This window comes from Pontiella desulfatans, from assembly GCF_900890425.1.
GTDB lineage: Bacteria > Verrucomicrobiota > Kiritimatiellia > Kiritimatiellales > Pontiellaceae > Pontiella > Pontiella desulfatans.
Map to the genome: position 1 here is coordinate 1,140,010 of NZ_CAAHFG010000004.1, position 25,710 is coordinate 1,165,719.

The 25,710-nt window shown below is 53.9% G+C and carries 14 protein-coding genes and 1 tRNA gene; all 15 read left to right on the forward strand.

The window, feature by feature from the left end; genetic code table 11:
* The first annotated feature begins 758 nt into the window (after positions 1 to 758).
* Positions 759 to 2,231 (forward strand): sulfatase-like hydrolase/transferase, encoded by a 1,473-nt coding sequence (locus E9954_RS30255; protein ID WP_136083023.1) that lies wholly within the window; start codon positions 759 to 761, stop codon positions 2,229 to 2,231.
* Complete coding sequence (locus E9954_RS30260) at positions 2,228 to 3,088, forward strand: family 16 glycosylhydrolase (RefSeq protein ID WP_136083024.1); 861 nt, start codon at positions 2,228 to 2,230, stop codon at positions 3,086 to 3,088. Before E9954_RS30255 ends, E9954_RS30260 begins: the two co-directional genes overlap by 4 nt.
* A 29-nt stretch (positions 3,089 to 3,117) precedes the next feature.
* The gene (locus E9954_RS30265) at positions 3,118 to 4,743 is read left to right on the forward strand and encodes a sulfatase family protein (protein WP_168442697.1); all 1,626 of its coding nucleotides are present in this window, start codon (positions 3,118 to 3,120) and stop codon (positions 4,741 to 4,743) included.
* Positions 4,744 to 4,888: 145 nt separating this feature from the next.
* Positions 4,889 to 7,366, forward strand: a complete 2,478-nt coding sequence (locus E9954_RS30270; protein ID WP_222847377.1) for a glycoside hydrolase family 2 TIM barrel-domain containing protein — start codon at positions 4,889 to 4,891, stop codon at positions 7,364 to 7,366.
* Positions 7,367 to 7,377: 11 nt separating this feature from the next.
* Positions 7,378 to 8,886 carry an alpha-L-fucosidase gene (locus E9954_RS30275; RefSeq protein ID WP_136083026.1) on the forward strand — a complete coding sequence of 503 codons (1,509 nt, stop codon included), beginning with the start codon at positions 7,378 to 7,380 and terminating at the stop codon, positions 8,884 to 8,886.
* A 378-nt stretch (positions 8,887 to 9,264) separates the two neighbouring features.
* Positions 9,265 to 9,341 (forward strand) — tRNA-Pro (locus E9954_RS30280).
* A 158-nt stretch (positions 9,342 to 9,499) separates the two neighbouring features.
* Positions 9,500 to 10,810 (forward strand): tyrosine-type recombinase/integrase, encoded by a 1,311-nt coding sequence (locus E9954_RS30285; protein ID WP_136083027.1) that lies wholly within the window; start codon positions 9,500 to 9,502, stop codon positions 10,808 to 10,810.
* A 63-nt stretch (positions 10,811 to 10,873) separates the two neighbouring features.
* Positions 10,874 to 11,404 carry a hypothetical protein gene (locus E9954_RS30290; RefSeq protein WP_136083028.1) on the forward strand — a complete coding sequence of 177 codons (531 nt, stop codon included), beginning with the start codon at positions 10,874 to 10,876 and terminating at the stop codon, positions 11,402 to 11,404.
* A gap of 17 nt (positions 11,405 to 11,421) precedes the next feature.
* Positions 11,422 to 13,617, forward strand: coding sequence for a methyltransferase domain-containing protein (locus tag E9954_RS30295; protein WP_136083029.1), 2,196 nt, complete (start codon positions 11,422 to 11,424; stop codon positions 13,615 to 13,617).
* A 164-nt stretch (positions 13,618 to 13,781) separates the two neighbouring features.
* Complete coding sequence (locus E9954_RS30300; protein ID WP_222847378.1) at positions 13,782 to 17,369, forward strand: DEAD/DEAH box helicase; 3,588 nt, start codon at positions 13,782 to 13,784, stop codon at positions 17,367 to 17,369.
* A gap of 2 nt (positions 17,370 to 17,371) precedes the next feature.
* Positions 17,372 to 20,056 (forward strand): sacsin N-terminal ATP-binding-like domain-containing protein, encoded by a 2,685-nt coding sequence (locus tag E9954_RS30305; RefSeq protein WP_136083030.1) that lies wholly within the window; start codon positions 17,372 to 17,374, stop codon positions 20,054 to 20,056.
* Positions 19,977 to 21,794, forward strand: coding sequence for a DUF5906 domain-containing protein (locus E9954_RS30310; protein WP_136083031.1), 1,818 nt, complete (start codon positions 19,977 to 19,979; stop codon positions 21,792 to 21,794). Before E9954_RS30305 ends, E9954_RS30310 begins: the two co-directional genes overlap by 80 nt.
* Before the next feature lie 339 nt (positions 21,795 to 22,133).
* The gene (locus E9954_RS30315) at positions 22,134 to 22,613 is read left to right on the forward strand and encodes an RNA polymerase sigma factor (RefSeq protein ID WP_136083032.1); all 480 of its coding nucleotides are present in this window, start codon (positions 22,134 to 22,136) and stop codon (positions 22,611 to 22,613) included.
* Between the two features lie 229 nt (positions 22,614 to 22,842).
* Positions 22,843 to 24,090, forward strand: coding sequence for a hypothetical protein (locus tag E9954_RS30320; protein ID WP_136083033.1), 1,248 nt, complete (start codon positions 22,843 to 22,845; stop codon positions 24,088 to 24,090).
* A gap of 16 nt (positions 24,091 to 24,106) precedes the next feature.
* Entirely contained in the window at positions 24,107 to 24,598 is a 492-nt protein-coding gene (locus E9954_RS30325) for a hypothetical protein (protein ID WP_136083034.1), read from the forward strand.
* Positions 24,599 to 25,710 lie beyond the last annotated feature (1,112 nt).

Below are 25,710 nucleotides of genomic sequence, written 5' to 3' on the forward strand. Positions count from 1 at the left end.
TAATGGCGAGAGGCCGTTTAGTCAATGGGGTGGGGCAAGTCAGGTGCCCTGCGTGGTAAAAAACCATCCCGCACCGCCATCATTCTGCTCCAAAGCGCCTTCGCAGCAGAGGATATGACAGAATGATTTCCTTTATGCCGTAGCCATGAATTATTTTGTCCTAAGAGCCTCTTGCAAAACCCTTCGAGTTTGCGAGGCGGTTTTTTGTTAAAAGTAATTGGTTATTGGGCTAAACCGATGGTTGCGTATGACGTGTCCTGATAACCAATAACCAGTACCTGATAACTGGAACGGAAAAACCAGAGGTTTTGCAAGTTACACCTAATTAATCTGTTAAACAAATGGCATGAGAAGAGGTTAAGGGTGATGTCGATCATGAACGCTTTTTCCAAAGAATGGGTTTTAATCCGGGGCGTCACAATCTTGCTTCCTTTTACTGTGACATACCATCTTCAGTTTGCTTGTGGGATAAACTTGCTTTTGGGGTCGTAGAAGCGACGCCCTCGTCGCTTGCAGTGCAGTGGCAAACGGTGAGGGCACCGCTTCTACGATTAGGACGATTCCAAAATGAAGATGGTGTCACGCATCTTGCAACGGCCGTCGAAAGATGCGTGACGCCTTGTGTGGCGTCATCACTCCAGGAGTCCCGTTGACCAAAAGGACAGTTGGATTCTGTCCATAAAACCATTTACATTACGCCATGTTACTGTTAACAAAAAGCGCCTTCCAATGAATGGAGCAGGGCGATGGAGATGGATATGAGACGGGTTTTTGGAGTGCTGGCCGTGGTTGTGGCGGTTGTGGCGCCTGCGTTTTCGGCGGAAAAACCAAACTTTCTGGTGATTCTGGCGGACGATCTGGGGTATCAGGATGTGGGCTTTACCGGATCGAAGGAAATTTTTACCCCGCGGCTCGACGCGCTGGCGGCGAACGGCATGGTTTGCAACAATGGCTATGTCACGCATCCGTATTGCGGACCGTCGCGGGCCGGGCTGATGTCGGGCCGCTACCAGGCGCGCTTCGGTCTCGAAATCAACATTACCTATTCGCCGTATGACCTGCATAGCGGTTTTCCGCTGACGGAAAAGACGATCGCCGAGCGGATGAAGCCGGCGGGCTACCGCACGGGCATCATTGGCAAGTGGCACCTCGGCGCGGCGCAACCGTTCCACCCGAACAGTCGTGGATTCGACCATTTCTATGGGTTCCTTTCGGGCGGGCACTCCTATTTCCCGGAAAACACCACCACGGCCTATCCGCTGCTGCTGGAGAACGGCAATCCCCACTACAGTGCCAACGAGGGGTGCTACCTGCCGCTGATGCGCAACAACCAGGCGGGCGAGTTCAATGAATATCTCACCACCGCGCTCAGCCGCGAAGCCGCCGGTTTCGTGACGCAGGGCGACGAGCCGTTTTTCCTCTACCTCGCCTACAACGCACCGCACGGGCCGCTTGAGGCTCCGAAAAAGACGATTGATCAATATGCACACATCAAAGACAAGCGCCGCCGGACGTATGCGGTGATGATCGATGAAATGGATCGGGGCATCGGCATGGTGGTCGATGCGCTCAAGCAATCGGGCAAGCTCGAAAACACCCTCATCTTTTTCCTTTCCGACAACGGCGGGGTGACCTCGAAACCTGGCCACGAAAATGAAAACTATTCCAACAACGGCCCGTTCCGCAAAGGGAAGGGCAGCATGCACGAAGGCGGAAGCCATGTGCCGTTCCTGGTTCACTGGCCCAAGGGCATCAAGAAGCCGGGAACGTTCGATGGCTTGGTGTCGTCGCTCGACATTGCGGCAACGGCGGTGGCGCTGGGTGGCGGCGACACGAGTGGCCATGCATTGGAGGGCGTGAACCTCGAACCCTATCTTTCCGGCAAGAAAAAGGGATCGCCGCACGATGCGCTCTTTTGGCGGATCAAGGACGGCGTGTCCTGGTGCGTGCGCACGCCGACCGGGAAATACCTCCAGGAAAACTGGGGCAGCGACATTGTCGGGCTATACGACATGGCGAACGATCCCTACGAGTCGACCAACCTGATGGGCAAGGCGCCGGAAAAGCGCGCCGAGCTGGCCAAGCTTTGGAACGATTGGAATGCCGGAAACTCCGCCAACGTTTTGCTGCAGGCCGGCGACTATCAAAAGAAGCGCCTCCAGATGTATGGGGAGCTGCACCGGGAGCTTCAGGAAAAAGCCCGCAAAACCAAACCGGTGGTGATTCAATGAACACTATGATTTTCACCACGAAATACACTAAATACACGAAAGGGAAACGTCGTTCAGGTTTTCGTGTGGTTCGTGTATTTCGTGGTTTGTCCATTTGCTTGCTGGGGACGTTGTCGGTATTCGCCGCGCCGCCGGAGGGCAAGGAGTGGGAGCCATTCTGGCCGATGACCGACGAGTTCGAGGGCGAGATCCTGAACCATAAGAAATGGTTCGATCACAACCCGACCTGGAGCGGCCGGCCGCCGACGCTGTTCCATCCGGATTGCATCGCGGTCTCCAACGGGATGCTGCACATTGCCGCGTTCGATTCGGAGGCCTCGGCCAAGCGCAACCCGCCCGCCGGGTTTACCCATGTGTCCGGGTTTGTCCGCAGCAAGCGCCGCGCGCGGTTTGGCTATTTTGAAATGCGGGCCAAGCTGATGAATTCCTCGCAGGTGAGCTGCTTCTGGCTGACCAATGCGGGGCGCGACGAGTGGTCGGAAATCGATATTGTCGAGGTGCCGGCCGGGTTGGAAAAATATTCCAGTATCCTGCAGCCCAACGTGCACTATTTCCGTGGGCCGCACTACAACGGAACGGTGGACGACCATATCACCGACCAAGGCTACCATGACCTCGGTTTCAACATGGCCGAGGACTTCCATGTGTATGGCATGGAGTGGTCGCCGACCTTCATCCGCTGGTATGTCGATGGAAAGCTGATCCGCGAAAAGCACAACGACAACTATTTCCAGCCGCTGGAAATGAACCTGAACGTGGAGGCCAACCAATGGTTCGGCGCATTGCCCGACGATGCAACGCTTCCGGCAACGTACCAGATCGACTATGTCCGCGCCTGGCGGCTGAAGGAATATTAAATGCGGCCATCATTTGTTGGGAGAAGGATATGAAGAGAAAAGTTTTTGTTGTATTGGCGATGGTTGGTTTTTGCCTGGCCTCTTTTGGAAAACCTGGCCGCAAGCCAAACATTCTGTTTATTATTGCCGACGACCAGTTCCGCGACCATTTCGGTTTCCTGGGCGGCAAGTCGCTGACGCCGCATATTGACCGGTTGGCCAACGAGGGCATCTATTTCGAGAACGGCTTTGTTTCCTCAAGCGTCTGTTCCCCGAGCCGCTACACCTGCATGAGCGGGCATTTTGCGAGCCGCTGTCCGCAGCCCTATTTCAAGGAGGGTTCGACCGAGGATGGCGTGACGCGCATCCTCTGGAACCTCGGCTTCATCGATGGGCAACCCAATGTGCCGCGCGTATTGCAACAGGCCGGATACAAGACCGGCTTCACCGGCAAGTGGCATCTCAACGGAACCATGCACCTCATCGATCCGATCGAGAAGGGGAGCGATCCGTATGATCCCGCCGTCCAGAAGGTCATGCGGAACAACCAGCGGATCATTGCGGAGGAAATCAAGAAGTTCGGTTTCGATTTCACGCAGGCGGTCTACGGCGGAAACCCCGACGACGACAAGACGCTGAAGGCCACCGGTTGCAACGTGCACAACCAGGAATGGAACACCAAGGCGGCCATCGACTTTATCGAGCAAAACCAGGATGAACCATGGTATCTCTATTTTGCCCCGACGCTGATGCATGTGCCCGACACCTTTGCCTCGCTCACCGGCGACCCGCGCAAGAGCGGCATGGGCGTGCTGGACGAACCGATCACCGGTGTGCAGCCCTCGCGCGAGTCGGTGCTGGCGCGCACCAAGGCCGCCGGCATTCCCGACCATAACCGTGCGGCAACCTGGCTCGACGACGGCATCGGCGCGGTGCAGGCCAAGCTCAAGGAGCTCGGGCTGGAAAAGGATACGCTGATTGTCTACTACAACGACAACGGCATGGAATACCACTCCAAGGGAACCTGCTACCAAGGCGGCGTCCGCACGCAGATCATGGCCTACTGGCCGGGCGTCATCGAACCGGGCCGTCCGCAGGAGCTGGTGCAGAACGTCGATTTTGCCCCGACCTTTTTCGAGATGGCCGGCATTGAACCGCCAAAGGACATGATGCTGGATGGCGAAAGCCTGCTGCCGATCTTCCGGGGGGAACAGCCGGCGGATTGGCGCGACGCGGTCTACAGCGAGATCGGCCTGACCCGTTCCGTCACCTCCAAGGAGTGGAGCTATGTGGCCTTCTATGTTCCGCCGAGCCTGCAGCGTACCCAGGCCGAGCGGGTGGCCGAGGCCAAGGAATACTACTATGGCCCCATGCTCGAGGAGCATCCGTGGATGGCGGATCAATATCCCTTCCTGGAGGATGGCCGCTATTTCCAACTGGGCATGAAACCGGGAGGGTTTGCGTTCGAGCGCTGGCAACTCAAGGATCCCGCCGGCACGCCGTGGGCCCCGAACTATTTCGACCAGGATCAGCTCTACAACCTCAAGACCGATCCAACCGAAAAGAACAACCTGGCCACCAGTCCCGAATACAAGGCCCGGCTCGAAAAGATGCAGGGAAGGCTCAAAAACTATTTGGGCAACCTGCCCGGCACCTATCCCGGCCTCAAGGACTAGCAACACGGCGCGGAAGTTGGGGCTGAATGGTTTAATGCAGAATGTTGGCTTCGATGCGTGTGGCGGCAGTTTAAATTTTGCATTGAAGGATGGTGCAAAAAAAGGCGGAACAGTCCGTATGAAGAGAATCATTCTAGGAATTTTGATGATGAGTATGAGTGTGAATGCAGGAAGAAGGGTTGAGGATTTCAACCGGGGTTGGAAATTCAACTTGGGCAATGTGCCGGAAGCCAAGGCGGCGGCGTTCGACGATTCCGGTTGGCGCGGCGTCAAGCTGCCGCACGACTGGAGCGTCGAACTCTCGTTCACCAACAACGCCGGTGGTTGCACGGCATGGCTGCCCGGGGGCATCGGCTGGTACCGCAAGACCTTCATGGTGCCCGCGGCGAGCCAGGGTAAAACCGTGCGTGTCGATTTTGACGGCGTATACAACAATTCCGATGTCTGGATCAACGGCCGCCACCTGGGGCACCGGCCCTATGGCTACACGCCGTTCAGCTACGACCTCTCGGAGCACCTCGACTATGGCGGCGAAAACACCATTGTCGTCAAGGCCGACCGCTCGCGCTTCATGGACAGCCGCTGGTATCCCGGCTCCGGCATCTACCGCAACGTCAAGCTGGTCACGCTCAACAAGGTCCGCATCAAGCAGCATGGCGTCTTCATCACCACGCCAGAGGTGACATCCAAATGCGCGATCGTGCAAATGGATGTCACCCTGGAGAACGCGGTCGATGGTACGGTGCTGAAGACGGTCGTCATCGATCCCGCGGGGAACCAGGTTGCCGATGGGCTGTGTGAAGTTGTTCCCGATGAACTCACGCATCAGGTTTCACGAATCACGCTTCACGTTTCCACCCCCCGATTGTGGGATGTCGACTCGCCGAACCTGTATAAGGCCGTTTCGTCCGTTCTGGTCGGGGGCCAGGTTGTGGACGAGTGCGAAACCGTGTTCGGCATACGCTCGATTCGCTACGATGCGGAAGAGGGCTTCTTCCTGAACGGGAAAAACACGCTGCTCAAGGGCGTGTGCCTGCACCACGACGGCGGATGCGTCGGCGCCGCGGTGCCGGACGGGGTTTGGGAACGGCGGTTGCGCATCCTCAAGGAGGGGGGCTGCAATGCCATCCGCACCGCGCACAATCCGCCGTCGGAGGAGTTCCTCGATCTGTGCGATCGCATGGGCTTCCTGGTGCAGGACGAAATTTTCGACGAATGGTTCAATCCGAAGGACAAGAAAAACAACTTCGAGCTCAAGGAGGAGGACGAACGCACACTCGGTTATTCCGAAAGCTATGGCGCCTGGGCGGAACGCGACCTGAAGGCCATGGTGCTGCGCGACCGCAACCATCCCTGCATCATCATGTGGAGCACCGGCAACGAGATTGAGTGGACCTATCCGGGCTATGCCGATGCCACCGGCTATTGGTTGCCGGAAAACAAGGGCAAGATCGACTACTACTGGGACGAACCCCCTTATTCCCTTGTCGAGCTCAAGCAGCGTTTCCTCGAATCCAAGGAGCGGCAGGGCAAGTTTGTGCTCGCGCACCAGGCGGCCGACCTGTCGCGCTGGGTCAAGGAGCTGGATACGTCGCGGCCCGTGACGGCCAACCTCGTGATGCCTTCGGTCAGTCATTTTTCCGGCTATGCCGACACGCTCGACATCGTCGGCTACAGCTACCGAACGGTGAACTATGACTGGGGGCACCGGCACTATCCGGAAAAAATGATCCTCGGCACCGAAAACTGGGTGCAGTGGGAGGAGTGGAAGGCCGTGCTCGAAAAGCCCTTCATCCCCGGCATCTTTGTCTGGACGGGCATCAACTATATGGGCGAGTCGGCCGAGTGGCCGAAGCGGGGCAATAGTAGCGGCATGCTCGACACGGCCGGTTTCAAACGCCCGAACTGGTGGTTCTTCAAAACCTTCTGGCAGGAATCCGAACCGATGGTCTACATCGCCACCCAGCCGCTCAACGACTCGAACTATCTGCTGGAAAACGGCATCGTGGTGGAGAATCCCGCTCGGCCGCGCACCCGCAAATGGGGCTGGCCGGAGGTCTCCCCGCGCTGGAACCACGGCGCCGGCGAAATGACCTATGTTGAACTCTATTCCAACTGCGAAGAGACCGAGCTCTTTCTCAACGGCCGATCGCTCGGCGTTCGGGAACTCGCCACGAGCGAAGACCGCCTGCTGAAATGGGCGGTGCCGTTCGAGGCCGGCGAGCTCAAGGCCGTTGGCCGGACGGACGGGAAGGAAACCGCATCCCGCACCCTCCGGACAGCCGGCCGCCCGGCGGCGGTTTCGGCGGTGGCCGATCGGAGCGGGTTGAGGGCCGACGGTTGCGATGTCGCGCACCTTGAAATCCAGATGGTGGACGCCAATGGAATCCCGGTTCGGCATATGGACCAATCGGTCAGGTTTACCATCGAGGGCGATGCCCGCAATATCGGTGTTGATAACGGATCGGACCGCAGTGTCCAGGATTTCCAGTCCGATGTCTGCGAGACCCACGAAGGACGTTGCCTGATGGTGCTGCAGGCCGGCGATGCGCCGGGGCCCATCCAGGTAACGGTTTCGGCCGAGGGGCTCGCAAGTGCAGTCGTTGCCTTGGAACAAAACTGAAGGATGAGAACATGAAGCGGATATTGGGATTGCTGGCCTTGGCCATCGTGGGTTGCTCGTCGAGCAAAACGGTGGGTAAAAAATATGAGCCCACCTGGGAGTCGCTCGCGAACCACGAGGCCGCCCCCGAATGGCTGGAGGACGCCAAACTCGGCATCTATTTCCACTGGGGCCCCTACGCGGTTCCGGCCTTCGGCAGCGAATGGTATCCGCGCTGGATGTTTTTCGAGAACCATCCGTTCGGTCAGCACCACCTGTCAACCTATGGCTCGCCGGCCGAGTTTGGCTATCATGACTTTGTGAAGGATTTCACCGCCGAGCATTTCGATCCCGCTGAATGGGCGGAGCTCTTCCGCAAATCCGGCGCACGTTTTGCCGGCCCCGTGGCCGAGCACCACGATGGCTTTTCCATGTGGGACTCCGAGGTCACCCCATGGAACGCCGCTGACAAGGGGCCAAAGCGCGATGTACTCGGCGAGCTGTTCAGCGAGCTCGAAAAGCGCGATCTGAAAACCATCGCCACCTTCCACCATGCGCGCAATCTGCAGCGCTACCGCGACACATGGGAAGAGGAGGCCAAGAGCGATAATCCGAAACGGGCATTCAACAACAGCCATTATCCCTACATCCCCGGCTTCCCGACCGCCTCCGACGATCCCGAGCTGCGCATGCTCTACGGCAACCTGCCCGAAGAGGAATGGAACGAAAAGGTCTGGCTCGGCAAGCTCGAGGAAGTCATCGACAACTACCAGCCCGACATCATCTGGTTCGATTCCTGGCTCGACAAGGTGCCCGAGACCTACCGCCAGCGCTTCGCCGCCTACTACCTCAACGCCGCAAACCAATGGGGCAAGGAGGTCGCCATTATCCGCAAGCAGGAGGATATGCCCATCAACTTCACCATCAACGACCACGAAAAGGCGCGCGAGCCCAAGGCGCTGCCCGAGCTGTGGATGACCGACGACACCATCAGCACCGGTAGCTGGTGCTACACCGACACCCTGAAGGTCAAGCCGCTCTACAAGGTCGTGCATGCGCTCATCGATACCGTCGCAAAGAACGGCGTCGTCCTGCTCAATATTTCCCCCAAGGCCGACGGCACCATCCCGCAAGACCAGCGCGAGGTGCTGCTCGGGCTGGGCGAGTGGATGAAGGCTAACGGCCAAGCCATCTACGATACCCGTCCATGGACGATTGCCGCCGAAGGCCCCACCGCCGAGCCGGGTGGCGGATTCAAGGATCGTGTAAAATTCCTCAACCTCGAATATTCCGCCAAGGATGTCCGCTACACCGCCTCCAAGGATGGCAAGACCGTCTATGCCATTCTGCTCGGCACCCCTGCCTCCGGCGACACCGTGTTGCTCAAGGCCTTCAAGGACGCCGGCGCCAAGGCCGCAGCGGTCGAAACCCTGTCTGGGGCCAAGCTGGAATGGTCGAATTCCGACGAAGGGTTGACAATTGAAATGCCCGCGCCGAAGGATGAAAATGCCATGGCCACCATCCTGAAAATCACCCTCTAATACCAAATTGAACTGATTCGTTTTTTACCACGGAGGGAACTGAGGCGCAGAGGAGCGGGGTTGCACTATTTCTCTGAGCCTCCGTGCTCTGTGGTGAGACCATTCAAGTTAAGTTCCTATTGGCGGTTTAGATTCCGTGTGTTCCGTGTATTCCGTGGTTCATTACGCTTTTTTGCATGAGTGCTGATTGGTGAAAAGTAGCGGTTTATGCCATGCCGGATGGGTTGAGTATTTTGTGGTTGCGCCATTAACCCCTGTAGGGATTCACAAATGGTCTTAGCGGCCATCCCAGCTCCGGCGAGGCGCGGAGAAAAAACCTGCGGTTTCCCGCTTGCCATTTCGGCGCGGATTCGTACACTACGCAGTCTTTTGGTCAATCGGGGCGTGGCTCAGCCTGGTAGAGCGCTACGTTCGGGACGTAGAAGTCGCTGGTTCGAATCCAGTCGCCCCGACCATCTTAAACCTTTCAAACACAGCACTTAATGCAAGTGCTGTTTTTTTGTTGTCTGCCTCCTGCGGCCCCGACTTCGGGGGATACTTCGGGTTCGGGCCGTTTGATTCGTCCGCTTTGCATAGAAGCGGTGCAAATGGTCGCACATAACGGAGACAGGCAATGGGATTGGAAATTGCAAGGAAGAAGGATGGTTCGCTGCGCTCGAAATGGTGGTATGGGCGCTTTACGGTCAATGGCAAGGATACAACCACCAACCTCGGGGTGGAGATCAAAGGCCGGGTTCCCGCGACGCTGCGACAAACCGGCGATGCGGCGTTCGAACATTCCCGTATTACGGCCCAGGTCAAACTGGACGGTTTGATTTTTGAGGCCCGCAGCAAAAAAAATGCGGAAAAACATCTGGAGGAGCTGTACGAGCTTAAGGCGGGCAGCGCCATCGAACAGGTTCCGCTGGCCGACATCGAGCAATGCTGGCAGAATCTACCGAGCCGGAAACGTCGCACCGAGCTGTGGGAGAAAAACCAGTGCGCGACGCTCCGGAAGTTCCGCGAGTTTATAGAGGAACACCATTCGCACGTCTCCTATCTGGCCCAGGTCACGCCACGCATGGCGCAGGAGTGGTTGCGGCATCTCGATGAGCTGGGCTATGCGGCGGCAACCTACAACGACAAGCTGCATCTGCTGAAAAGTTTCTTTGATCGCATGGGTCACGATGCCGGGATTGTGCGCAATCCGTTTGCCGGGTGCCCCACCAAGGTCAAGACTACCGTGCATCACCAGCCCTTCACGCTCGACGAACTCAACCGCATCCTGCAGCACGCCGATGGTGTCATGCGCTCGATCTTTATAGTCGGCATGTGCACCGCCATGCGTCAGGGCGACTGCTGCCAGCTCAAGTGGGAGGACGTCGATCTGCTTGGAGCCTTTATCACCGTCAAGACCTCCAAGACCGGCGAGACCGCCGAAATCCCGCTCTTCCCTGCGTTGCGCGATGAGATCGAGCGTCAGCCCCGAAACAGCAAATATGTATTTCCCGAGGCCGCCAAACTCTACCAAAACAAAAACTTCGGTATGTCATGGCGCGTCAAGCAGGTGCTTAAAGCCGCAAAGATCAAGACCGATCTCGAATGCGAAGACCGTATCCAAAACGCCACCGTCAAGGGATTCCATTCCCTACGCACCACGTGGATTACCATGGCCCTCAGTGCCGGCGTTCCGATGGAGCTTGTCCGACGGGTCACCGGCCATTCCACGGTTGAAGTCGTGCTTAAGCACTATTTCCGGCCCGGCCGCGAAGCCTTCCGCAACGCCCTCGAAACCGCCATGCCCGCGCTGTTGACGCAGGGTAGCGCTCCGGTCACCGAAGGCCCCCTGCAGGAACTTGCACGGCTGGCGCAGGAAGCCCCCGATATGAACAAGGCCGAACTGCTCAAACGCCTTCAGTCTCTCGTTGATCAAATCGCAGCCTAAAGTCTCATCCTTGATCGCCTCCGATAAATAGTGGTACGATTCGCCCGTCTTTCGGGAATGATTATGAAACTTAATGAGCTGGCGAAGAGGGTGGGGAAGAGCGTTCCATATGTGATGACGCTCCAGAAAAAGTTTGGATTGCCGGTCTGCAAGGACTATCCCGTGGGTTATGCCGTGCTGGTTGAAAAGCTGATCTACCTGTCCATCTGCTCCGTGCCCGACAAAGAAATCAAGTCGCTGCTCTCCAAAGAAAAGAAACTGTTGGAACTGTTGAAGGTCGATTCCCTGCATGACGGTGGCCTCTGGTTTGAAAGCATGTGCGTTATGAAGTCCGGCCCGCAGCGGCTATTGCTCTCTGGCTATGACCTGGGCCATCCGGTCGACTGCCCAATCGTTCAGACTGGCCTCGATTCCAGCGACCGCGAAAAAGAACTTTTCCAATCCTCGGAAATGGGCGCATCCGCATTGAAAGAGCTGCAGCGATATTCTGAAATATTCAATACCGTCAAAGTGCGAATTGAGCAGGAGCTGTCAACCGTTGATGATGCATTGAAGTGGAGCCTAAAGATCTGTAGCATGTCTCGCCATAGTTAATATCGGACAAAAGATTTGTGGATAACGTAACGATAAACACATATACGCAAAAGACTGCCGATTTTGTGATTCGGTATGATTCTGTTGTCGGTGGAATCAGTGATTATTTTCTCAAGGCATTTTCCGGTAATTCCAGAATATTGGACATTGGTTGTGGGTCGGGGCGCGACCTGCGTATTCTACATGAACTGGGCTATTCAGCCGACGGTATTGACCCTTGCCGGAAATTTGTTGAGCATGCTAAAGGTCGCATTTCGCAATATGGGGCAGAGGTGTCGGTCGACGCATTACCAAAGCTCTCAACTGTTAAGGATAAATCCTACGATGCTGTCCTTTGCTCTGCGGTAATGATGCATGTACCGGAAGAGGAGCTTTTTGATGCGGCATATGCGATCCGGCGTGTCCTGTCGGAAAAGGGTAGCCTTTTGATATCCATCCCCTTGCGGGATAGCACGATTGATCCGGAAACCCAGCGCGATGCAGATGGACGGTTGTTCAATGGGACGTCTCCAGAACAGCTTGAGCTGCTGTTTGAGCGAATCGGATTTCAAATGCTGAAGAGGTGGGACACCCCGGATGCGTTGCAACGCTCCCGCCGTCAATGGGCCACCATGCTCTTTCAGTTGGAGTCTTCGGCCGGCTCGAGACCCATAGACACTATTGAATCGGTTCTGAACAAGGACGCAAAAGTTGCCACCTACAAATTGGCGCTCTTTCGCTCGCTGGCTGAAATAGCCGTTACGAACTACAAGCTCGCCGGTTGGTTGGAAGATGGAAAGGTGAAGGTCCCATTGGCGGCCCTGGCTGAAAAGTGGATCGAATACTATTGGCCAATTATCGAGGCAAAGGAATTTATTCCGCAAACCACGGGGCGGGCCATTGCTTTCAGAAAGCCGCTCGAAGACCTGGTTCTGTATTACCGCAGTCGCGGGGGGCTCTCGGCGTTCTCTTTGGAATATCGCAATGCCGAGATGAGTGAAGAAGGTCATCAATTGTTGAACAAACTTTTCAGCAAACTGAAGCAAACCATCTGGAGCCAGCCGGTTAAATATGCCGGAGGAGGCGAAGCCTTCTCCGTATTCCAGTATGATAAAACCGATAAAACGGTTCTGGTTGGCAGCGACATCTGGAAAGAGCTTTCTCTGATGGGAACCTGGATTCAGGATGCCACCATTCTCCGGTGGGCGGAGCTAACTGAAAGGATATCGGAGAAAAGGGAAACCCGAATCAAGGCCAGCACGGTAATTGATTGCCTACTTACGGTCCCAATCACGCAACGGGATGTCGGAGCAGCCAAGAAATTTTATGACACCCTTAAGGACAAACGGTGTGTCTGGTCGGATAACTCTATCACGGATAAATATGATCTGGACCATGCCATTCCTTTTTCGCTCTGGAAAAACAACGATCTGTGGAACCTGCTACCCGCGAAATCCACGGTAAACAGCAATAAGAGCGATAAACTTCCGACACAGGCTCTCGTTCAGTCGCGCAAGGACTGCATTGTCGATTATTGGAACTGCATGAACGATGCCTATCCCGCCCGGTTCGAGTACGAGGCTGAAAAGTTTGTCGGCATAGGAGCGTTCGACTCTTCAAACTGGGAGAACAGGCTTTTCGCCACGTTCGCGGAAGCTGTCGAAATCACCGCCATCCAACGCGGAGTGGATCGTTGGAGTATTCCCGTAGCGGCCCGAAAGCCTGTCCGGGGGGAGCCGAAGTTAAGAATCGTTTACGAAGAACCCGATCCCTCCGCAATGTATGCACGCGTCGTGCCGTTGTATTCCCTGCAGGCCGCTGCCGGCGCATTCAGCGGGGTTCAGGAAGTCGAACCCGAAGGCTGGGTTGAGGTGGACACACGCCGTCGATTGAGGAAAGGAATGTTTGTTGCCCAGGTCGTCGGCCACTCCATGGAACCCCGCATTCCGGATGGATCATATTGCCTATTTGATTCCCCCGTGGTTGGCTCTCGAAACGATCGCATCGTCTTGGTGCAACACCACTCAATCGAGGATCCCGACCATGGTGGGCGCTATACGGTCAAGCTGTACGAAAGCCGAAAACACGTCTACTCAGATGAAGCGCAGACAGCGTGGGTACACGACCAGATTTTACTGAAGCCGCTTAACCCGGAATACGAAAACATCACTATCGCGGCCGATCTGGAAGAGTTGAGTGTAGTCGCCGAATTCCTTGAAGTGCTGGATATCTGAGGTGGGTACCTTGGTAATTCATAGATAGTGTTGCAGGGGAGTTAGTAAAAAATACTAGCAAATACGGGTTGTTGATTAATATATTTACAAGAGTATCTCTTGCTGAATTCCCATATGGCTCGTATCGTCTCATATTGTGTAATGTTATTTCTTGGGGTTTAATCATGATTGATATAGCGGTTGCGGGGAAGCTTTCAGCTCTGTTGCAGATGTCCAGTCGGCATCTGTGCGATTGGCTTTTTGATTCATTGCCCAAGCTGGATCAAGCCTGGTGGAGCGCCTTGGTGCTGCCCAATTTATCCTTCCAGCAACGCCAGCGGGTGGAGCAAAACGGTATTACTTCTTTATCGCAATTTGACCTCGCGGCATTGTTGCGCATTCTGGATCGTAATTGGTACGAAATTTCATCCCGCTTCAATCTCACGAATCAGGATCGAAATTTCGTTAAGGAGATGCAAACTGTACGCAATCGTTGGGCACACATGGATGCCCACGGCGTGGATGCGGACGATGTTTACCGCGATGTTGATACATTGCAGCGTTTTTTAAAGGCAATTAATGCGCCGAGCGGGACTGTTGATGCTGTAAAGCAGGTAAAAGAACAGATTCGCAATGCCGCAGCGCCGGAGCCGGAAGTTGTCAAAGAGCCGGAGCTGGAGCCGGCAGTAGAACCCGTTGTCCCGGAGGAACCCGCAGTAGAATCCCCACCTTCCAACGGCATTGGTATCGGCAGTTTGGTCGCTCTTGTCAGCAATCCAGAAAAAACCGGGGCGGTAATGAGTATTGATGGATCTGATGAGACCGCCCGGTACACGGTCTTCCTGGATGGCCGGCCTCAACCATTCTATGCCCCACAACTTCAACTCGCTGAGCAGGTATCCGATAAAAATCTGGTTAAGTTAAGTGAGTTGCACAGCCTGTTGACTGGATTGCAAATTCGCCATCCATCGCTTTCAACCCTCTATTCACTCAACGCGGCTCGTATTGACTTCGTTCCGTATCAGTTCCGCCCGGCCCTCAAAATTATACAGTCCGACCAGCCACGCCTTTTAATTGCCGACAGTGTCGGGGTGGGCAAAACCATTGAGGCTGGTCTTATTCTTCGCGAACTCCAGGCCAGAAGCAATGTAGAGTCCGTACTCATCATTTGTCCAAAACCACTTGTAGCTGAGCGTAAGTGGGAACTTGAGATGAAGCGCTTTGATGAACGTTTTGTCCCTCTCGACGGCAAAGCTCTTCAACACTGTATTCATGAAACCGAGCTGGATGGTGAATGGCCTGACTCGCATGGGAAGGCTATCCTCCCATACTCATTGCTGCAGGATGAAGGCCTGCTCCATGGGAAAACCAATGGGAGGAAAAAGCAAATCGGTTTGCTCGATCTCGATCCTCCTCCCAAGTTTGATTTGGTCATCGTAGACGAAGCCCACCACGTCAGGAATTCCAACACCTTTGCCCATCAGGCCGTCAGCTATTTCTGTGAACATGCCGAGGCCGTCGTTTTCCTCACAGCAACACCGGTACAGATGGGAAATAACGATTTGTACACGCTTTTGAATCTGCTCCGGCCGGATTTGGTAATCGATCCCGAAACCTTTGAGCACATGGCCGAACCGAATCCCCACATTAACAATGCGGTTAATCTGGCACGTGCGGGAGGCGAAAATTGGCAGGAAAACACTGTAGAGGCTTTGCAACGCGCGGCGGACACCGCATGGGGCAAATCAATCCTACGCAATAACCCAGGCTATCAGGCCTTGATTGAAGAATTAGGAAAGGTCCCGTTGTCTCGGGCTGACCGTGTGGCTCTCGTTCGCCAAATGGAAGGCTTCCATAGTTTTTCACGGTTGATTAATAGAACACGCCGCCGGGACATAGGCGCATTTTGTACCCGCAAGCCGGAGACCGTGGCCGTTGAATTCACGGTAGCGCAAAAGAAATTGCACGACGACTTGTTGGAATTTCAGGCCAAGGCGCTGACACTGATGCATGGTGCGCAAAATATTCAGTTCATGATGAGTACCATCCGCCGTCAGGCTGCAAGCTGCATTTTTGGCCTAGCCCCATTCATCACTGATATTCTGCAACGTCGACTCTCAGAACTGGAATGGCTGGAATCTTCTGATGACTCAGGCGATCTTCCCGAGTTTGTAAAAGCGTTAGAAAATGAAGCGTTGGATATCGTCGGAAGTGTCAAAGCACTTTCTCCAGAAGATCCTAAATTTGACGCGCTTTTACGGATTGTCACAGAGAAAATAAAAATGCCGAACAACAAGCTGATGGTGTTCAGTACGTTCCGTCATACCTTGGCTTATCTGGAGAGAAAACTCCGGCAGGGTGGCATTCGCGTGGGAATGGTGCATGGCAACGTCAAAGATGAGGATCGGTTGGTTCTACGAAACAGATTTGAGATGCACAAGGAAGATTCCGATACCTTGGATGTGCTCCTCTTTTCCGAGGTTGGCTGCGAAGGTCTCGATTACCAGTTCTGCGATATGATGGTGAATTATGATTTGCCGTGGAATCCTATGCGTATTGAGCAGCGCATAGGGCGTATCGACCGGCGAGGGCAGAAAAGCGAGGCGGTGGCCATCTATAATATGATTACGCCCGGTACGGTTGACGCGGACATCTATAACCGTTGTTTGTCGCGCATTGGCATTTTTGAGGACAGCATTGGGGAGTGCGAAGAAATTCTGGGGGCTATCACCCGTGAAATCCGGAATATTGCGGACAACCTGGAACTTTCAGAAGAGGAGCGGCAGTCCAGGCTGGAGCAGTTGGCCGATAACGAGGTGAGAAATATTCAGGAGCAGCAGAAGCTGGAAGAGCGGGAGCACGAACTCTTTGGGCTCAGACTGCCGAACAATGCCCCCGATGCGGAACTACAGGCTTCGGAAAGCTACTGGCTGTCAATGGCATCTCTCCAGCGGTTTGTACATCAATATTTGAATCAGCGCCTGGGGAAAGCGGACTATATTCTGGGCGATAAACCGTTGAAAACGGTGCGTTTGTCGCAGGAGGCGCGAAGCAAGTTGCTGGAAGACTACCGCAAGCTCCCCGGCTCAAAAACACCCATGTTCCGGGATTGGGAAAAATGGTTAAAGGGAGCAGAACCCCATGCGGTCATAACGTTCGACTCCTCCTGCGCGGCGGATCATCGCGAAGCACTGTTCGTTATGCCCTTGCATCCCTTGGTTAAGCAGGCGGCTCGCTATCTCGATGTTGCAGAACCCGTCCATACGGCCCTACGTGTGCAGGATGCCGACCTTGCTTCGGGCAGTTATCCTTTTGCCATCTATGCTTGGGAGATCAAAGGGCTGCGCCCGGAACTCCGCCTCGTTCCGGTTTGCAACAGCGATGAAATACGACAGGGCTTCTTCGATTGTCTTGAATCCGGCGCCTCGATTGATCCTTCCACGCATTTGGTACCCGATGAAGAAATCGATTCAATAGACAAAGTGCATCACCGCCTCTGGGAGCAGGAGAAAGCTGAGCATCAGGCTAAAACTGCTGAGATGGTTCGCTTCAGGCAGGAAAGTCTCGAGACCAGTCATCGTGGCCGGATCAATGTCATCGAAAAGCAGATTGACAATGCCACCAACGCCAAGATCCGCAAAATGAAAGAGGCGCAGCTAAACAACGTGCAGGCCGATTATGAACGCAAGCGCGCAGAACTCCAATCTGCGGAATCTGCTGCGGATATTCATGCCCGCCCAGTCGTCTTCGGTACGTTGGTGGTGGAGGCATAGTCGTGCAAAAATTTATTGAGGAATTATTTAAAAAGCGAAGTCAATGGGTTGATGCCAACCGGGCGAATGGCTTTGATGAAGGTATAGCTACTCTACTCAAGGAATTATATCCCGATAACGCGCACTTTCTCTATGAATTGCTTCAAAATGCCGAAGATGCCGAGGCTTCAGAAGTGACCTTTAAACTTTCAGCAGAAAACCTCTGCTTCATCCATAACGGCCGCGATTTTGAAAAGGAAGACATAGATGGCATCACGGGTATTGGAAACACCAAGAAGAAGGACGATCTAAATAGCATTGGAAAGTTTGGCGTAGGTTTTAAGGCCGTCTTCAGCTACACGAATTCGCCCTACGTTCATTGCGATTCAGCTAGCTTCGGTATAACAGACATGGTTTGTCCGATAAACGATAGTCGGCCAAAAGGACTTGCTGCAGGCTACACCCAGTTTGATTTCCCTTTTGATAACCCCAAGAAACCGAAAAAGGACGCGTTCACGGAAATTCAGGAGGGGTTGAACGGATTTTCATCGGCCACGCTGTTATTTCTTCATAACATCCAAACCATTCGGTGGGAAATCGCCGGAGAACCCTTGCATTATCTTAGGCGCAAGGAGGATCGGAACGGGTTCGATGCATTGCCGGTGTTCAATATTGAGTCGGACTCTTTAGAGGAATCGATTTATTGGCTCCGTTTAAGTGCTGCGTGCAAGGAAGAACCAGCACACCCCGTCTCCATTGCACTGCAACTGGCTTCAAAGAAAGTAAAAAAAGGCGCATTTCCTTTCTCGGTAGTGCCGACGGAAGAAGGGCGGCTTTGTATATTTTTCCCGGCGGATAAGGAGCAGACAGATTTAAAATTCCATATTCATGCGCCGTTCGTTTCCACGGTGGATAGGGCCAGCATTCCTTATAAAAACAGGGATAACATTTCACTCCGAGATCAATTGGCCCAGTTGTTGGCATCCTCTTTGCCGATGCTTCGTGATGCCGGGTTGCTGACCTCCAAGTTTCTTGAGATTCTACCCAATAGTACGGATGACCTGGGCGAATTCTATGAACCCTTTATCTCATCCGTCGTGGCCGAAATGCGGGAAAATGCTTTGGTGCCGACAGCATCCGGTGATTATGCTTTAGCCGAGGAGCTTGCCAGAGGACCTAAACGGATCCGCGATTTTATAACGAGTGAGGATCTCCAGTTTCTTTCCGAGGATGAGTATCAGCAATGGGCTGTGGGAACATTTAATCCAAGATCGGAACTGTTTCTAAAGGAGTTGGGTATACCAGAATGGTCCAGTGCAGAGTTGGTTGATGTTATTACCACCAAATGGGGTGGATATTACGAAGACGATGACTCGGAGTGGTTAGACCAAAAAGATACTCCGTGGCTTCGCAGCTTATACCTTTGTGTTTCGGATGAAGATATTTCGTATGGGCTAAAACGGTGCGCAATCGTTCTGGCGTCTGATAAATCCTTCAAAAAACCCGATGATATTGTGTTCAAGCCAACGGGCAACAACCTTTCATCGGTAGCCGGAATATCCTTCGTTCACTCCGGCATCCTAAGGGGTGATAAGAACGAAGTACAAAAGATCAGGACTTTTCTAGAGTCCCTCGGAGTGAAGGATCTCGATGAAAAGCATTTCATAAAAAGTTTGTTAAATAAGCACTACAAGGCGGATGATGAGCCTCCTCCCGCGTTTGAGGAACACATAGAACACGTCAAACGTTTTATGAAGTATTGGAAGCAAACGGATGACAAGGATGTTTTTAGAGGCTTTGTCGTATTATTTTCAGATGAAGATGATGGTTCATTTTGCTCCGTAAGCGATGGCTATCTGGACGAACCCCTTTATCCGACAGGCTTAAGGCACGTGCTTTCAGATTCAAAATATTTGGTTTCAGAACAATATGCCGTACTTGGGGAAACATTCATTGCTTTCGCTAAAGCGCTGGGCGTTCAATGTGGATTAGCCCCTCAACGATGTATGGCGTGGTACAATAAACTGATTCAAGTGCCTGCCGGGTCGCGAGAAACGGTTACGTCGATTAACGAGGATTATGCATTACCCAAGTGTTTAGACCGGCCGCAGTATACTTTTAATATATCTCTGCTTGTGTGGAAAATGATGGTTTCAGCTTTGCCAAGGCAGCTCCAGGCGAGATATCGACCAAACCAGGCGCATGGAACCCAATGTAAACAATCACAATTGGTGCAGGATCTTGCTGTGAAGGAATGGGTACCTGACAAAGAGGGTAATTTTCATAAACCGGCTGAAATGATCCGAGAAGACCTTGCGGTCGAATTTGTATATGACGATAACAATGGATGGCTCACCGCAATAGGTTTTGGCGCTCAGATTGAAGCTGAAAAATTTGAACAGGAAAAAACAACGCAGATACTGCGTAATGAAGGCATCGACCTGTCTTTAGAGGATCTAAAGGTCTTAAGTGAAATCCCCACAGAAGATCTTCATGCGTTGATGGATGAATACCGCTCGCGCAAGGCCGCAGAAATACATCTGCCGCACGTCGTCCGGTGGTGCTCGTCTTTTGTGGAAGCTGGCGGAGCCGTTTCCATTGCACCGGAACGATCTTACCGCAAAGCTCATGCGGCATATCAAAAAGAAACTCAAGCTATCCAAGCTGCTCGTCGGTCTGGATACGGAGGCCTTCGAAGATCCGTGTAAATATTACGAGGCCGGTACTGGTTGGAAGGCGTTATCCTGCGATGAAATATCGCCATCCTTCATGATGCAGTGGGCGATTGATTCCACGCATAACTATGCCTGGGCCAAGCTCGGTACGGTTATTCCGATGGCCGTCGTTTCCGCAGAAGTGGAACGCCAGTTCCCTGGACGGTGGCACGGCGATTTCTACATCGGAGCCCGTGGCATCCGTTTCTGGGATGCCGAATCCGACAACCAGACTGCCGCAGTTGTACGGGAAACCGGGATGCAATGTTTTACCGGTGGTACCGCCTTCGTTCCATGGTCAGTGATTTTAGGTCGCCAGTTCGTCAGTCAGTTTGAGGCGGATCGGATTGGCGGCAGTGTTACCGATGTCTATTTCGATGGGCGCGACTACTGGCGCCAGCGCAGCAGCGGCGAATGGAGATCCTACAGCAAAGCCGACATCGCGCTCTATCTGAAAGTAGATCGCGGTCTCCGTCCCCAGGTTTCACGCGGTGAAACATTCAGCGAAGTCGATCAGGCCATTCTCCGTATCCAGGATCATCAGGACATTCATTGCGCCGCTCCGTTGGTGCATCGTCCAAAAGGCATCGTGCTCATCGACGGCCACCGCGTACTAAACACATCCACCGTCACCGTCCTCCAACCCGCCACCGATGAAGAATACTATCAGGCCGTGTGTTTAGCTGGAGGGGCATCGGCCTCGATGACCGATCCGTCCGCTCAGTCTAACAACCACCAACCATCAACCAACAACTGCCCTTATCCCTGGTTGTACGATTACTTCAACGGCTATTTTGATCCGCCCGAGCAACTCGACTATTTCTATGCCTGGTTGCAACGCTGGTACCAGTCCGCTCTCGAAGGACGGATGCGGCCCGGGCAGGCTTCCTTCTTTGCCGGAGTTCCAAACACTGGAAAAACCCTGTTATCCAACGTCATTCTATCCCGTATCTTCGGTGGCCATATCGACGCCAGTTCGTTTCTTTCCGGTGAGGATGGTTTCAACAGCCATCTCTTTACCAGTGCCGTCTGGGCGGTGGATGATGTTGTGCCGCTTACGGATAACAAGTCCCATCTGAAGTTCTCTGCCCTCATCAAGAAGATGGCCGCCAATCGTACCTTCTCCGTGCGCGAGAAGTACCGCGTCGACAAGTTGATCGAGTGGAACGGCAGGGTGGTGGTGACATGCAACACCGACCCGGAGTCGATTCGTATTCTTCCAGATGTCGATTTGTCCAACCGGGATAAAATCAACCTCTTCCGGATTGCGGAACGAGATACCTTTACCTTCCCGCGCGATGTCGAATCCATCATTGCCGCAGAGTTGCCGTTCTTTCTACGTTGGCTGCTCGACTGGCAACCACCGGACGAAGTCATCGGCGACACGCGGTATGGAGTGCGGACATACTGCGAGGATTCCCTGTTCGAGGCGGCACGTCATTCATCCAGCGCCTATTCTTTCCTCGAAGTCCTGCTCAAGTTTTTCGAGGGGCAGGTGGAAGACACCTGGGAAGGATCTTCCACAGAATTACTTTCAGCCATGCTAAACGATCAGGATGGTCTGGCCGGCATCGCCGCCAAATATACGCCCGCCAAAGTCGGTCGTGAGCTCTCCAAGCTCGCCTCTCAAGGCTATGCCGTGGAGCAAGGCCGTCGGCACGCCACCCGAGTTTGGATCATCAACATAGCACAACTTTCCGGGAGGGATTTGGATGAAAAAACACCCTTCTAACGGAAGCGCGTCACTTTCCACTTCCATTAAAAAAGTCTCTCAGAGTACTTTTTCACCTCGTTCGGCACGGGAATCGGGGAATTTCTCCCTATTATATATTATTTATATTTTTAGTGGAAATAATGACGCACTGACGCAGAGCCCTGTTTGCAGGGGTTTCAGGCGCGTCAGTATCCGCGTCAGTATAAATTCCGTCCGAAAACGACGCGCTCTAAGATCCCTTGCCTGGGGCATTACTGACGCGCCTTATTTTTTTCTGACGCGCCTGTTCTCGGCTGACCGTTTGCCCATGCTCCCAACCACCATTCATCAACCCAACAACTAATCCCCGGTCCCTCCATGCTCTGCCATAAATGCCCCCATCTCGATTCCATCCAACGCGGTGACTATGCTTCCACTCCCTGGAAAGATACCCCGTGCGCGAAATGCAAACTCGGGGAGGATACCTTTTACTCCGTGCCCTTCGACGAAGAGAATCCGCCAGAACTTGGAGGGACGACCTCCATGTCGTCCTATTCTGTAGCCGGGGGCCGTGACCCCGGTTCTGTCGCTCGCTGTTCGTTGCCGGACGATGTTCTGCTTCCGGCTTCTACATTTGCTACCTGTCTAAAAGGTCTCCTTTCCCTCGACCCCGAGCTTCGCGAAATCGTTGCCATGCGTTTTCTCGGCTTGTCCTACCGCGAAATCGCGGAACGGCAGGGCATCTCCGTCCAGCTTGCCGAGATGCGGCACAAGCGCGCCCTCCGCGACTGGCCGGCCCTCGCCGACCTCTTCCCCAGGAAGATCGCCAAGCAATCCCGACGAAAGGGTAGGGCCTGACCGCCGGGTGCAATGAAAGGGTAGGGCGTGACCGCCGGGCGCGCCGATTCTGTTTGGAGTGCAGCAGCTCGATGCCGCTTTCCGAATCGCGGGTGGCTCGCCTGCTAGGGTTTGTCCACCGCCATTTTCCTCCTCAAAATATATCTCTCTGGCTGCCCTATATTCTTGCCCTTTTCGTTGACAATGTTACCCTCAAAAAAGATGGGGAATCAATAATCAGGGGGTCAGAATGAAGTACAAGAACAAGACTGAATATTTCAAGAAAAATGGCCGCGGTTGGTTGGATCGCAGTGAAGATACTGCGCGTCTAGTAGTGGTTTGCTATGAGTACATGGTTCAAAAAAAACTCTTAACCTCTAAAAATATAGACTCCCTTATCCAACTCACATGGATTACCAAGGGGAAGAAGCCTAACGGCGAAATCGATTTCGATAAATGCCTCACCACGGTGAAACTTCCTGCTCTACAACAGATCTTCAATACCGAAGAGGAAGATCTGGATAAGATGGTGAAGATTATCGCCGAGAAAACCGGTAAGACGGAGCGCAGCTTACATCACATTGTCACCACGCCAACCGGTATTGTTAACTTGCGCAATACTTATCGCGGGAATGTCTCTGGTTGGGTCGTTGATAATCGGCAACAACTTCTAAAAATTCTTCGAGACACACATTCTAATAATAGCGCCAATGGCGCTAAAGATATTGCGAATAGAGTCTCTAAGTTGCCGGGAGTAGAGATCACCGGCAGCGCTCTCCACGCCATGACCTTGCTGTCACCTTTGCTTGCATGTCTTGCACCGTACAATAAGTTCCCCATCATCAACGCCAATTCCTGGGTGAAGGCTATGCTGCGTGAATTACACATGCCCGCAACATCCGCCGCTGATCGGTTTGACGAGTTTACCAATTTATTCATTCGCATTCCGTGCAATGGCCTGGAACTGGACCAAATGGGACCCGATGTTTTTGACCTTTTGACATACAAACCTCTCGCCGCAAAAAAAACGAAGAAAGAGTCAGTTCTGTCGGTCGCTAAGCCGCGTGGCTTATCGCTCAAGGATGCTTCGGATATCAACGATATTTCTTCGTCAAATAAAACCGGTATGAAACGCATTCATAACAGTATGACGAATGCGCTTAAAAAGCTAACTGATGGCAAATTTACGGTTCGAGAGGGCACAGGAAATGTAGCTAAATTCGACGCGCTCATCGAAGACTATGCTCGAGGCCGTGATCTCTTGGTAGAGGTCAAGTCGTCATGGGATACCGGAGTTGTTCGCCTGGCTGTTGGTCAGTTGTATGATTACCATCGTCATCTACCAAGTCGTCATAAAATCGATATGGCTGCTCTCTTTCCGTCGCGGCCATCAAAGCATGCTTTCGATCTGTTGGAGGGGCTCGGGATCAAAGTACTTTGGTTTAAGACTGCGGCATATAAGTCCATCGTTTCTAACGATCGCTCATTTTCGCTTTAACAATAGGAGACCCCACATGCCTAACTGGGTCTATAACGAACTCTACATCACCGGCCACGAAAAGGCCCGCAAGGCCCTGTGTCGACAGGCAAAAGGGACCTATACCGAACGGGGCGGCAAGGTGCGTAAATCGCCCTTTATGTTTAGCCGTTTTTGTCCGCCACCACCGTATGAATTGTTGGAGGGTATTTATGCCTTGGAAAAAGATGATGATTGGCCGCTGGATATGAAATGGCAGTCCGACAACTGGGGGTGCAAATGGGATGTTGCCGGCCGAAGTGATCTCCTGCGCGTGACCAAGTCGAGTCATGTTTATTCACTGCTTACGGCCTGGGCTCCGCCTTCGGCATTCATACGCAACCTCTCATGCCTTTATCCATACCTCCACTTTTCACTTCATTCTACATACCCCGCCGGAGGACGCGGTATCGAAAAGTTTGTCGGGGGTTATAGTAACTACTCGTGTATGTATAAATCCAAACTAAGTAATGTGGGTAAACTCCCCTGAACCTACAGATCCTTTTCCATCCCATGGAACTACTGGAGGGTCGTACTCTGTTACGACCTTTTTTCTTTTCGTCCAATTGCTTTCGCCTGATCTCAATTGTGTGTTTTTTCGTGGTTCCTCTATCCCACCCACCATCCCCTACGCTGGAAACCCGCCAGAACCTGCTACGCAGAACCTTGCCTGTCCGCCGTAGTCTTGACGTAGGAGGATCACGTTTCCAGCTTACCTACGCCGCACCGCCAGGTGCCCTTTGTTCCTTCCGGTCCTCCAGGGCTACGGGGCACGCACCTACGGTTTGCCGCCCCGCGTCCCTTCCGGCCCGTCATCCACAAAGTTCACCTCGCGCTGCTTCGTGTTACCCCCCAAGCCCCCCGCTGCGGGGGGATGTCCGCCGCGCTTTGAGCCAAAGCAGAAATTGTTCATCCAGCTTCAATCGGCCATCCTTCCGCATCCAGCGCCCAGCTACGCAGTACGCTGTCTGCTGCAGGCTGTCCTCAATCAGCTTCCTTCACAAATTCTCCTTTGTCAGCGCGGTATGGGTGTCGGCTGCTCCCGCCACCCCGCGCCGCAGCGCCAGGCGTCATTTGCTCACTCCCTTCCGCCCCGGCTCAACTCGTACCTCATTCCGCCGGGCGGAAACTCGTTCCCAAACGCCCCCTCGCGCTGCTTCGTGTGACCCCCAAGCCCCCGCAACGGGGGATGTCCGCCGCGCTTTGAGCCAAGAAAGAAATTGCGCAGTCCGTCCGCTTCGCAAGCTACGCTCCCGGCCCCCGCAAATTCTCCCTTGCCAGCGCGATGTGGGTGGCGGCTACTCCCGCCACGGCGCGCTTCAGCCGCCTTTGCGTTCCGCTCACCGGCCAGCCTTGGCAGGGGCGCTGATGTTATTTTCGCTGCGCTCAAAAACATCATCGCCTGATCCTGCCAGCCTGCCCGGCCAAGCCCTTCGGGGAGCTCCACGCAAATTCGGCTCAAGCGCTTCAAAAGCACTCCGAAAGCCCGGCTGATCCGAACGGCTCAAGGCGTTCCGGTCGCAGACTCCCTTCTCGCCTTCAGCCGCCCGGGCCGGACTTCCTCCGGGGACCTACGGTCTACCCTGCGGGGCTATGGATGCT